Here is a 10,327-nt window from a genome sequence, read left to right as displayed (position 1 = left end):
CGGTCTCGCCGTCGTCCTCGCGGTGCCGTTGGCTATCCCGCTGACCGACGGGATGACGGCGGCGTACCCGTGGATCGAATCGAACCTCGGCGTCGTCCTGACCGCCATCGCGGCGGCGCTGGTGTTCACCGAACCGACCCGAAGCGCGCGGTTCGGTGCCGGCCTCTCGCTGGCCGCCAGCGGCCTGTTGGGCGTGGCGACGCTCGACCTCTCGCCGGGCGGGCCGCTACCGGCCGGCGGGATGCTCGCGCCGCTTTTCGCCGGGCTGTTCGGCGCACCGGTGTTGCTGTCGGCGATGGGCGGCAACGGCGTCCCACCGCAGGACGACCCGGCGGTACTCGAAGAGCGACGGAGCGTCCTCCGGGTCGCGGGCCTCGGGACGCTCGCCGGGGCCGTCGTCGGCTACCTGCCGGGCGTCTCCAGTGCCATCGCGGCCACGCTGGTCCTGCTCTCGGTCCCGGCGAGCCGTGGCTCCCGTGGGTTCGTCGTCGCTACCAGCGGCGTCAACACGGCGACCGCAGTGTTCGCGCTGTTCGCATTCGTCGCGCTCGACCAGCCCCGGACGGGCGTGCTGGTCGCCGTCGACTCCGTCGGGACGCCCGTCTCCCTGCCGCTGTTTCTCGTGAGTATCGCCGTCGCCGCGGCCGTCGGGTTCGTGTTGGTGCTGGTGATCGGTGACCGGTACCTCCGGACGGTCGGTCGCCTCGACAACCGGCGGCTGTCGGTCGGTGTCATCGCCGCACTCGTCGTCCTCGTCTGGGGCTTTACCGGATGGCTCGGTGTCGTCGTGTTCGTCGTCGCGACGGCCGTCGGCCTCGTCCCGCCGTGGGCCGGTGCCCGCCGCGTCTCGCTGATGGGGGTGTTGCTCGTGCCGCTCGCACTCTAGGGCAAAGCATATACTCGCTTCGGCGCAACCAATGGTCAATGACCGACGGAATCGTCGCCCCGTTCGCCGCCCTCTACCAGTACTGGGGGACGTTGGCGTGGACCATCCTCGTCGTCTTCCTCGCCGGCATCGTACTGGAGCGCTACGACAAAGAGTACGCCCGGTCGGTGTTCGTCGTCGGGTGGGCCGTCCTCTCGGTGTTGTGGGTCGCCTCCATCTACCAGTTCATCTTCGATCAGAAGAGCATCACCGAAGGCATCGGCGTCCTCGTCGGCATCCCGCTGTCGCTGTGGATCGGATACCTGCTGGCGAGTGGCCGCGACCAGTTGCGGGTCCTCTCCCGCGCCGTCGGCGTGATGTGGCTAGTCTACCTCCCCGCCTCGACGGTCGATGCCATCCGGAGCCCGCTGATCGACACGGTCACTGGCCACACCGCGTGGGTCCTGTCGTTTTTTACGACGGAGTTCAGCCTCGTCGAAGGGAGCGCGTTCCCGTCGAACGTCAACGCCGAGACGGCCGCACACACTGTCTCGTTCCTGTTTCAGAACCCCGAACAGGGGTACAACGTCGTCTACACCATCCAACTGGCCTGTACCGGACTCGGGAGCGTCGCCATCTTCGCCGGCCTGATCGCCGCCGTGCAAGCGCCGCTTCGCCGGAAACTGAAGGCCCTCGGTGCCGCCGTCGCCATCATCTACGTCCTCAACATCGCCCGGAACGTCTTCATCGCCTACTCCTTCGGCCTCCAGAAGATGCACCTGTTCCCCGACGCCATCGTGGACCTGTTCGCACTCACCTCCACGTACAAGGTGTCGTACATCCTCGCCGACCGGATCATCGCGCAGTTCCTCTCGGTCGTCGCGCTCGTCGGCATCACCTACGTCGTCGTCAAGTTGCTGCCCGAGGTGCTGACCATCGTCGAGGAAGGGATATACGTGTTCACTCGCAAGGAGTACGACCTCCGGCAGGCACTCGACGTGGGCGCTCGCACCGACGGCGGCTCAGACGAGTAGTTCCTCGACGGCCGCTTTCGGCGCACCGCCGAGTTCGACGAGTGCGTCCCGTTCGACGTAGTGGAGGTCCCCCGGGATAAGCAGCATATGGAGTGGCTCTCCGAACGACTGCGCCGCGAGCGAATCGAGGGTGTCGGCCGTGACGACCGGTTCGGGGCTACCCGCGCGGGCGACGACCACACCCAGCGCCTCGTCGTTCCAGTGCTCGGCGAGCAGTCCCGCTGCCGCGTCACCGGACATATACTCCTCGCGGTCGGCTTCGACCTTTATATCGAGAAAGACCAGCGTGTGGAGGCCGCGCTGGCGGTTGTCCTCGATGGTCTCGACGACGCTGTCGGGGACGCCCTCGCCGCCGTGGGAGGACTCGAAGGGGAGCGTCGTTGCCTTCCCGAAGCGGTAGTTCTGGAGGCCGGTCAGCGAACTCGCGGCCGCCTCGGCGGTCGTGCCGTGGATCACCCGCGTCTCGATACCGCGGTCGTGGGCCCGCAACCGGAGGTCGACGTGCGTCGTCGATATCATCGTGTCCCCGGCGGTACAGAACACCGCGTCGCCGTCCGCCGCCGCGTCGAGAATCGGGTCCGGGTCCCGTTCGACCCCCTCCCGGGAGCGGACCTCGATAGTCGTGTCGTGGGCCGCTTCGACGTCGTCGAGCCTCGCGCCCGCGAGTTTGCTGGTGTAGAACTCCGCGAACACACGGTCGGCGTCGGCGATGGCCTCCCGGCCTGCGACGGTGATCGAGCGTTCGTCGTACAGTCCGAGACCGACGAAAGTGAGCATACGCCACTTCCGCGGCGGCGGCCGATAAACTGCCCGGACCAAGCGTCAGTGTTAACGCCGCCGCCCGCCTCTGCCCGTCCGATGGAGACCCCCTGCGTCCGCGTCCCGCGCGAGGACGGCGAGCAGACCCGCGCCGACCTCGACGACCGCGGCTTGCTCGCCCACGACTACGAGATCGTCGTCGAGGACGACCACATCTACATCCCTGTCACCGATCCGAATGCCGTCCCCGAGTCGCTGTCCGTCCACACGCGCGACGTTCCGGTCCGGGAGACTCAGACACTTCCCGAGGACATCCTCGGTTTCGACCCCTCCTACGAGCGACTCGGCGACGTCGTCATCATCGACGAGGACGATCCCGAGCGCGCGCGAGCAATCGCCGACGCCCTCGTCGAGTCCGCCATCCCCGTCGAGACCGTGCTGAACCGCGCCTCGAAGGTCAAAGGGACCGAACGCCTCCGGGAGTGGGAGGTCCTCCACGGCGACAGCACCGAGACGGTCCACCGCGAGTACGGCTGTTCGTTCGCCTTGGACGTGACCGAGGTGTACTTCTCGCCACGGCTGGCGACCGAACGCCACCGCGTCGTCGAACAGGTCACCCACGGCGAGCGGGTGTTGGATATGTTCGCCGGCGTCGGCCCGTTCGTCGTCCCGATGGCCGCCGCCGGCGCGACAACCGTCGGCGTCGATATCAACGACCGCGCCATCGACTATCTCCGGGAGAACGCCCGCCGGAACGGCGTCGCTGACCGCGTCACTGCCATCGCGGGCGACGTCCGCGAGGTCACCGACGACTACGCCGACTGGGCCGACCGCCTCGTGATGAACCTCCCCCACAGTGCCGACGCGTTTCTGGACACCGCCGTCTCGCTGGCGGGCGACACCTGCCGACTCCACTACTACGACATCCAGCACGAAGACGACCCCTACGGCCCGGGCGAGGCCGCTATCCGCGCCGCGGCCGAACCGACCTACGACGTGACCGTCGAGACGCGCCACAGCGTCCGGTCGTACGCCCCCCACGAACTGAACGTCTGTCTCGACGTGGTACTGTCCCGCTAGGGGCGCCCGATTCGCAACCCTTATTGTGGTATTCGCTCCAACGAAGTAGTACCCGCGCCGGTGTAGCTCAGACTGGCAGAGCGATTCCTTCGTAAGGAATAGGCCGAGGGTTCAAATCCCTCCACCGGCTTCCTGCGACGAACCTACGTGAGGTGCGGAAGCCGTCGAGGGATTTGAACTAGACCGAGGTTCTGCGCGAAGCGCCGGTTCTCGGGCGTAGTTCATAATCCCCTCCACCGGCTTGGAAACTTTTGTCCAGATCCCAGGTATAAAAGGCATCCAGTTGCGTCGCTGTCTTCCGATTTCAGGGGGTGGGCTGCGTGACCGACGCTCGGTGGCCGGTCGTCCTCGACGACCGAGCGTTTCAGCCGATCCCGCAATCGTGGATCGACGCTGTTGTCGACCGCGGCACGCGCGGAAAGCGTCACGAGACCGACCAGCGACTCACTGGGAAGGGATCAGACCAGCAGGCCGGCAACAGCTCGCCAAGATGCTGAAGCTCGTACGGAAGGGCGAAGCGCCCGGGGGGACCTATCGGGCGATGCTGTTAGTTGGTCAGACCGTTCGAGGCGCGACGAAGGAACTCCGGCGGTTGGTCACGAGCAACGGCCACCTCTGGAACAAGACCTCGAAAACGCGCGTGGAAGTCTACGACGATGTGACCAGCGGTGAGCTCAAGACCGAGACGCCGATCCGGACGATTACCGGGCTAAAAGACACGCGTTGGGACTACGACACTGGTGAAGAGTCCACTTTCGAGATGGACGGAGCAGTCGAGAGTGAAGAAGAATCGGGACCGACAGAGCAACAGCAGGCAATCAGAACGGTCGTGCGTGCGGTGGCGCTAAATGACCTCTCGAATCGCGATGCCGCGTCGTTAGTCGATTACGGGAAGACGTGGGTCGGGGATCGAGTCAACGAGTGGCGGCAGGGTGAACACACTGAACTCGTCGGCATCTCTCCCAGTGATATCGACGACTGACCGCGGACAGCGAATTTCTAAAACCACCAGACGGGAGCGCGCCCGCACACGGTGACCGACCGGACGCGGGCATATATACTATATATCGTGCGCTTGGGCGCACAATCGCCAAATCGCCGTCTTCGGTTGATTGTCGGGTGGAGACAGTAACTGGTAGCTCGAGGTATGGAGACAATACTCTCCGAGTTGGTTTGAGTTAGAGGATTCAAGATATCTCTGTCATATTTATATTAGCCGGGTAGTGGACACTCTAACTCAAATGAGGCAGGGATTTTTTGAGTGAGCGCCTCATCGGTCGAGCTGACTCAAATGGATCGCGAGGACTTACCCGAGGCAGCACCCGGAAGGTATGTTCCATACGGGCGTGAGTCGTATTACTTGCCCGACGACTTGCCACCGACAGCAGATATTGAGTTCGGTGCTGATTTCCAGAACACGCTGCAGGACGCAATCTATCAACTCGGCCGTCTCGAGGGGATCGCCGACGAGACGAACGTGAGTCCGATAGTCTACACCTCATTGGTCCGTCGGGAAGCTGTCGAATCCGTCCTCGTCGAGGGGGCAGAGCTGGACTTCGAGGATATGTTCCGCCCCGAAGACATCGAAGGGAACGAGACGGCCAAGGATATTCAGGAAGCAGTCAACTACGAGCAGGCGATCAGACAGGGGTCCGAGAAGGTTGCGGCGGATGGAGAAATCACGCTGGAATTACTGAAGGATCTCCACGCGGTTCTACTCAACGGAGTTCGCGACCAAGCCGACCGCCTCGGGTCGTTCAGACAGAAACCAGTACACATTCCACCGCCCGGTCGATTCGAGAAATCGTTTGTCCCACCGGCTCCAGACAAGATCCGGCCGCTAATGCAGAACCTCGAGCGGTACGTGAACCGTGGCGGTGAGTTTCACCATCTCGTCGACCTCGGAATCGTACACTACCAGTTCGAGACGATCCATCCATTCGGCGACGGCAATGGCCGTCTCGGGCGTGTCTTGATCACTCTACAGCTAATCCACCAAGGATACCTCACGAAGCCATTTCTCTATCCGAGTGCATACTTCAATCAGAACAAGATCGAGTACGTGCGGAAGATGCGAGCGGTTAGCGAGGACGGTGAATGGGCACCGTGGCTCGAATTCTTCGTGACTGGTATTCATCAGCAGGCCGTCGATGCCGTTTCGAGAACAGAGAAACTGCGCGACCTCCGTCGAGAGTACGAGCGACAGTACGGGCACGAGAAGACCGCGACAGATAGACTCGCGATGCGGTTGTTCCGCCGGCCCTACGTGACGACCGCCGACGTTCAGGACCTACTCGATGTCAGCCACCAGACTGCCCGGAACGCGATCTCGGAGCTGGAGGCGGCGGGCGTTCTGGAAGAGACGACTGGCAAGGACCGCTACCAAGAGTTCAAAGCGACCGATATCTTCGAGATCCTCACCGGTGCGATTGACACGTGACCTCGCGATAGACTTCCTTGATTGTCCACCGGTTTGGCGTCTTCAATCACGGACACGCTCTACATCGAACCCAACCTCGAAACTCGTCGCCCGTGTCCAAAACGTCTCGGCAATCTCTCGACGCTGCTCGAACGTGAGGTCCTCGCGCTCGAGGACACGCTCTGCTGCACGGAGGACCTCGACAACGTCCTCGCAGGCGTAGGCGACGGCATCGCTTTTGTTCATATCGTAGAAGTCGGCTGCTTTCTCGATTGAGTCCTCTCGATACCGGTTCCGTCGAATCTGATACGGAGACTGTCGGCCATACTCGTGAACACGGATCGCTATTCCTAGATTGTTGCGGTGACTGGATGGTGGATCGTTTATATGCAGGGTGGGTGCGCCGGCGTGATCACGACGCTCGCGCGGACAGTACTGCGTGCGCGACTGCGAATATGAACACGTCCGTACTCGCGCTCGTGTTCATATTGGGTCGAGAATGATTTTGGACGCGTGACCCCGTGGGTCACTGCCGAAGGTGGAGTTCAGTGAGTTGTGTCTCGTTTGGAACCCGGGTTCGTGCGGGACGGTTCGAGAAAGCGGAACCAGAAGCTATCCGGAAATTGTACTCCCCCCTTGCGTTCGTATGCTTGCGCGCCCGGTCTCCAAGATCACTATCTTCGAACCACACTTCGACGGCGCACAGTTCGGGCCAGCCTCGCTCGAGACACCCACAGGCCACGACGATGACTCGTTCGACCACGACTTACACGAACCTAAGGAGGCTGAATCGGCCGAAGAGCACGGATCGAAGTCCAGTTTCACGAAGTTCCTGCAGGGCGCGACGGTGTTCGTCCTGATGTTCGTCGCGCTCTGGGTCGTGCTCTCACGGATTCTTGAAGAGGAGGAAGAAAAAACAGACATCAAATAGCCCGTACGTAGAGACGCTTTTTGTTATCGACATACCTCCAGCCACGCGATAGTCCGAGAGCGCGCGCTTCAACCGGTAAACATAGTCAGCCAGTCCGATACTCGATTTCGGTTATCTCCCCTCGCCAGTACGGTACCGCGCCTTCGGCTGTTTCCCATCCCACCTCGGCCTCAGTCGGGATTTCCATCCCGTTGCGCTTTTCGTACGTTCCGTATCGGCCGACCCACGGGGAAGTTGTATCGGTATCCTGTCGGTATCGGTCGGCGGTGAGTCGCCTGAGATAGCCCGACTTGTCGAAATGGAACTCCCCTGAGGCGGTCACGTCGCCACCAGAGATGGTCGCTCTGGCGGTCCGATCGTCAATCCCGTCCCATGAGACGCCGGCTGCCGGCAACAACGCCGTCGGAAACCACGGCGTCTCCGAGAGATACCGCTGGAGTTCCGCCTCGTTCATCTGGCGATCGGGTCCCGCACTTGCGACCGGAATCGCCCCAAAGAGGTTGGCTCGGAGCAGCCCCTCGTCGTCAACGTAGGCGTCGAGAACCCTTGCAGAGACCAGCGGGGCGAGTTCGATCTCGGCATCCCAGATGAATCCGGGCGGTGAGACGCTGTATATCTGACGCGCCGTGAACGGGTGCCAGGCTGCATCGGCACCGCCAAGTCGGAACTGTCCCGCTTGCGTCAGCCGAACCTGGGTGACGTGTTGCTGGCCCTCCTGGAGGACAGTCTCGAAGTACCGACGAACCGGGAGCGGCAGATCCTCGACATCGCGCTGTTCGTAGGGGTCGGCATTGGCTGGCGTAGCGGATTCCTGGACGCTTGCCGTGTAGTCTCTGACACGCTGAGCCACGTGACGCTGACGGATCGCGAAGGCAGCGGTACCGAGCGCACTAATACCGACCATCAGACCGAACACCGTCGAACGAGAACGCGAGACCAGACTCATACGATTATTCAACGTCCGAGCTGTTTTGAGCCAGGCGACCGCCCGCGAAGCCGCCCAGCGCCCCGAGTCCGGCACCGTAGGCACTGACAACTAAGAGTCCGAAAACCATCCCCGCGACGACAACGAAACCGAGGCCGGCTTCCTGGATCGTGGCGAACCCCAAATACAGGCCGATCGTGACGAAGCCGAGAATGACCAGCGCCGGGACCATCGCTACGAATCCCGAAAGAGCACCCACACTTACTGGTCGTCCCGACGCGGGCTGTTCGAGATAGCCCGCCAGACCACCACCGAGGACTGGCGAGAACGGGGCGAACGAGAGCACCGATGTCGCGACTGCACCGAGGACTGCCGACGATCGATACGTGCCGACGACTCCCTCGTCTGTAACACGTTGATGGGCGCGATGGCGGAATCCGACGTATCCGATAGCGAATAGGACGAGTCCGATCCCCGTCAGGAGGAGGCCGATCCCAGTCCAGTTCACGACTTCAAGCGAAAACTCGAGCATCTCCGCTTCTGTGAGATCCCGTTGCAAGACGACGATGGTGATCTCGCCAGCCTCGATGTCTTGCGCGAGTAATTCCCGGTCGACGACGAAGGTGACGGCGGTGCCACCGACGAACAGTGCCATCCCCCCGAGTGCGATCGCCACTCCGACGAGCCAATCGACGTATTCGGGCAACGGTCGAGCGACCGCGAGGTCGTCTCGTGGCTCACTGGTCGCACTGTCCCGCCCGTCCCCGGCCGCAGTGTCAGTCGTCTCCATACGTAGTGGTACAACGGCCTCTGCCTTAGTTATCTCCAGATTACACTTCCGGGATATGTGAGACCGCCAAGTAGTGAGTATGACAAGTCGTGATTCAGCAGTCGGATCAGACGGTGGTACCGCGTCGGTCAACTGCTGGCGATCCCCGTTCTCGTGGGACTCGTCGCGATGCTCGCGATCGTCTTCGTGAGCGAGGTGGCCTTCTCGGTCACCGACTACGTCCTGTTCGGGCTGGTGACGATGCTGTTCGTCCTAGTCTATATGGCGTTCTACGTCGGGATCTCCGCGAGCACGACCTCCACCGCCAGGGTAGCCACACTCAGCGTGCTCGCGTTGGTACTGCTGGAGTTCGCCTGGGACATCGTCCCGATCGGTGCCTAGTTCATCGCCAACGGCTTCGTGGTCCCGCCGGGGCTGTTCAGCGGCGCGGCGATGCCGGATTGGGTCGCGTTCCTCGCGAACATGCCACCCAGCTCGGCCTATCTCAACAGTGTTAGTGGCGTCCTCACCGGTTCGATGGCCGGGAGCGGCCCGTGGTACCTCTCGCAGTGGTTCAGCCTAGTCGTCCTCGCTATCTGGGGCATCGTTCCCCTCGTCGTTGGCTACCTGCGCTACAACCGCGCCGACCTCTGATCGAACCCTTCTCTTCTCGAAGCTACCCTTCTCTCTGGATTCTCCGTCGGGCGTGGGAGAGCGGCGAAGGCAGTACAGCCGCGGCGGTCGGGGAAGGCGGTACGCTACTACTCGTCTAAGACCGCGACGAGGGTCTCCAGTTCGGCTTTCAGAAAGGACTGGTCGCCGTCCCGGGACGTGTCGAGGCCGCCGACCGCCTGCCGGATGGCGGTGCGCATCGTGTCCTTGCCGGGGAGCGGTTCGAGAGTCACGTCGGCGTCGACGGCGGTGCAGATGGCCGCCAGCGCCTCCTTGGTGAAGCCGGTCGATTCGATGCGTTCGTGGCGGCCGGTCGCCACTCTGATCTCGTTGCGGAGGTCGTCGACAGTCGGAGCCATAGCAGGGCCGTCGGGGCCGCGGATGCTCAGGGTTTCGGTCGGGGGCGCTCACCGGCCGCCGTAGCGCTCGGCGAAGAGGCCGAACAACAGCCCGGCGTAGAGAGCGGCCCCGCAGACGGCGAGGGCGCGCCCGACGGTGGCGAGGCCCCCGACGCCGAGGAGCAGGCCCGCCGCTTCGGTGGCGACGCCGACAGCGAGCGCGAGGATAGACGCGAGCGCGGTCCGGTCGTCGCTGCCGGGGAAGGTCCCGACACCGGGCGGATAGAACTGGTAGGCGACGCCGACAATGGTGAGGCCAAGAAAGCCCAGTAGGTTCAGCCGGTAGTGAGCGGTCGGGCCGCCGGGAAGGGTGCCGACGAACGCGAAGACGACGCCCAGCGCGACACCGGCGACGCCGAGAGTGACGCCCGCGAGCGGGCCGTAGAATCCGACGCGGCGCTTGCCAGAGCGGGCGAACAGCACGAGGTACGCGAGCGCGAACCCGACGACGGCGACGGCCCAGGCGGCGGCCCCG

The 10,327-nt window shown here is 63.3% G+C and carries 11 protein-coding genes, 1 tRNA gene and 2 pseudogenes; 8 read left to right on the top strand and 6 right to left on the bottom strand.

Annotation, left to right across the window (positions count from 1 at the left end; all coding sequences use genetic code 11):
* Together GJ629_RS11320 and artA are read left to right on the top strand one after the other, a co-directional pair.
* Window positions 1-886, top strand: an 886-nt coding sequence (locus GJ629_RS11320) for a tripartite tricarboxylate transporter permease (RefSeq protein ID WP_157513169.1), incomplete at its 5' end; no start/stop codon positions are given.
* A 38-nt stretch (window positions 887-924) separates the two neighbouring features.
* Complete coding sequence (artA, locus tag GJ629_RS11315; protein ID WP_197428566.1) at window positions 925-1,899, top strand: archaeosortase A; 975 nt, start codon at window positions 925-927, stop codon at window positions 1,897-1,899.
* Here artA and dph5 read toward each other — a convergent pair.
* A complete protein-coding gene (gene dph5 / locus GJ629_RS11310) occupies window positions 1,888-2,676 on the bottom strand; it encodes a diphthine synthase (RefSeq protein ID WP_157513167.1) in 789 nt (262 codons plus the stop codon). The genes artA and dph5 overlap by 12 nt on opposite strands.
* A gap of 81 nt (window positions 2,677-2,757) precedes the next feature.
* Between dph5 and GJ629_RS11305 the strand changes: the two genes are divergently transcribed.
* From GJ629_RS11305 to GJ629_RS11290, 4 genes are all read left to right on the top strand, one after another.
* Complete coding sequence (locus GJ629_RS11305; protein ID WP_157513166.1) at window positions 2,758-3,738, top strand: class I SAM-dependent methyltransferase family protein; 981 nt, start codon at window positions 2,758-2,760, stop codon at window positions 3,736-3,738.
* A gap of 56 nt (window positions 3,739-3,794) precedes the next feature.
* Window positions 3,795-3,868: transfer RNA gene (locus tag GJ629_RS11300), tRNA-Thr, on the top strand.
* Between the two features lie 360 nt (window positions 3,869-4,228).
* Window positions 4,229-4,720 carry a hypothetical protein gene (locus GJ629_RS11295; RefSeq protein WP_157513165.1) on the top strand — a complete coding sequence of 164 codons (492 nt, stop codon included), beginning with the start codon at window positions 4,229-4,231 and terminating at the stop codon, window positions 4,718-4,720.
* 309 nt (window positions 4,721-5,029) lie between these two features.
* Complete coding sequence (locus GJ629_RS11290; RefSeq protein ID WP_157513164.1) at window positions 5,030-6,178, top strand: Fic family protein; 1,149 nt, start codon at window positions 5,030-5,032, stop codon at window positions 6,176-6,178.
* Between the two features lie 42 nt (window positions 6,179-6,220).
* On the opposite strand, the gene GJ629_RS11285 is transcribed toward GJ629_RS11290, so the two are convergent.
* Entirely contained in the window at window positions 6,221-6,403 is a 183-nt protein-coding gene (locus GJ629_RS11285) for a hypothetical protein (RefSeq protein WP_197428564.1), read from the bottom strand.
* 400 nt (window positions 6,404-6,803) lie between these two features.
* On the opposite strand from GJ629_RS11285, the gene GJ629_RS11280 reads away from it, so the two are divergent.
* Complete coding sequence (locus GJ629_RS11280) at window positions 6,804-7,088, top strand: hypothetical protein (protein ID WP_157513163.1); 285 nt, start codon at window positions 6,804-6,806, stop codon at window positions 7,086-7,088.
* Between the two features lie 85 nt (window positions 7,089-7,173).
* On the opposite strand, the gene GJ629_RS11275 is transcribed toward GJ629_RS11280, so the two are convergent.
* Entirely contained in the window at window positions 7,174-8,034 is an 861-nt protein-coding gene (locus tag GJ629_RS11275) for a DUF6920 family protein (RefSeq protein WP_231754599.1), read from the bottom strand.
* Window positions 8,035-8,038: 4 nt separating this feature from the next.
* The gene (locus tag GJ629_RS11270) at window positions 8,039-8,803 is read right to left on the bottom strand and encodes a DUF5518 domain-containing protein (RefSeq protein ID WP_157513161.1); all 765 of its coding nucleotides are present in this window, start codon (window positions 8,801-8,803) and stop codon (window positions 8,039-8,041) included.
* Between the two features lie 105 nt (window positions 8,804-8,908).
* Between GJ629_RS11270 and GJ629_RS18005 the strand changes: the two are divergent.
* Window positions 8,909-9,436 (top strand): annotated as a pseudogene (locus GJ629_RS18005) (ABC transporter permease subunit).
* A 107-nt stretch (window positions 9,437-9,543) separates the two neighbouring features.
* Here GJ629_RS18005 and GJ629_RS11255 read toward each other — a convergent pair.
* Both GJ629_RS11255 and GJ629_RS16275 read right to left on the bottom strand, forming a co-directional pair.
* Window positions 9,544-9,813 (bottom strand): hypothetical protein, encoded by a 270-nt coding sequence (locus GJ629_RS11255; protein WP_157513158.1) that lies wholly within the window; start codon window positions 9,811-9,813, stop codon window positions 9,544-9,546.
* Window positions 9,814-9,861: 48 nt separating this feature from the next.
* Window positions 9,862-10,327 (bottom strand): annotated as a pseudogene (locus GJ629_RS16275) (hypothetical protein); the annotation flags it as partial.

Origin of the sequence: Halapricum sp. CBA1109, assembly GCF_009741825.1 — an archaeon.
In the GTDB taxonomy this organism is placed as follows: domain Archaea; phylum Halobacteriota; class Halobacteria; order Halobacteriales; family Haloarculaceae; genus Halapricum.
This window is presented reverse-complemented; position numbering and strand designations above follow the sequence as displayed.

What these genes read in the sequence shown, in the direction of transcription:
- artA (WP_197428566.1), top strand. Translation starts at nt 925, where the DNA reads ATGACCGACGGAATCGTCGCCCCGTTCGCCGCCCTCTACCAGTACTGG.
- dph5 (WP_157513167.1), bottom strand. Translation starts at nt 2,676, where the DNA reads ATGCTCACTTTCGTCGGTCTCGGACTGTACGACGAACGCTCGATCACC.
- GJ629_RS11305 (WP_157513166.1), top strand. Translation starts at nt 2,758, where the DNA reads ATGGAGACCCCCTGCGTCCGCGTCCCGCGCGAGGACGGCGAGCAGACC.
- GJ629_RS11295 (WP_157513165.1), top strand. Translation starts at nt 4,229, where the DNA reads ATGCTGAAGCTCGTACGGAAGGGCGAAGCGCCCGGGGGGACCTATCGG.
- GJ629_RS11290 (WP_157513164.1), top strand. Translation starts at nt 5,030, where the DNA reads ATGGATCGCGAGGACTTACCCGAGGCAGCACCCGGAAGGTATGTTCCA.
- GJ629_RS11285 (WP_197428564.1), bottom strand. Translation starts at nt 6,403, where the DNA reads ATGAACAAAAGCGATGCCGTCGCCTACGCCTGCGAGGACGTTGTCGAG.
- GJ629_RS11280 (WP_157513163.1), top strand. Translation starts at nt 6,804, where the DNA reads ATGCTTGCGCGCCCGGTCTCCAAGATCACTATCTTCGAACCACACTTC.
- GJ629_RS11275 (WP_231754599.1), bottom strand. Translation starts at nt 8,034, where the DNA reads ATGAGTCTGGTCTCGCGTTCTCGTTCGACGGTGTTCGGTCTGATGGTC.
- GJ629_RS11270 (WP_157513161.1), bottom strand. Translation starts at nt 8,803, where the DNA reads ATGGAGACGACTGACACTGCGGCCGGGGACGGGCGGGACAGTGCGACC.
- GJ629_RS11255 (WP_157513158.1), bottom strand. Translation starts at nt 9,813, where the DNA reads ATGGCTCCGACTGTCGACGACCTCCGCAACGAGATCAGAGTGGCGACC.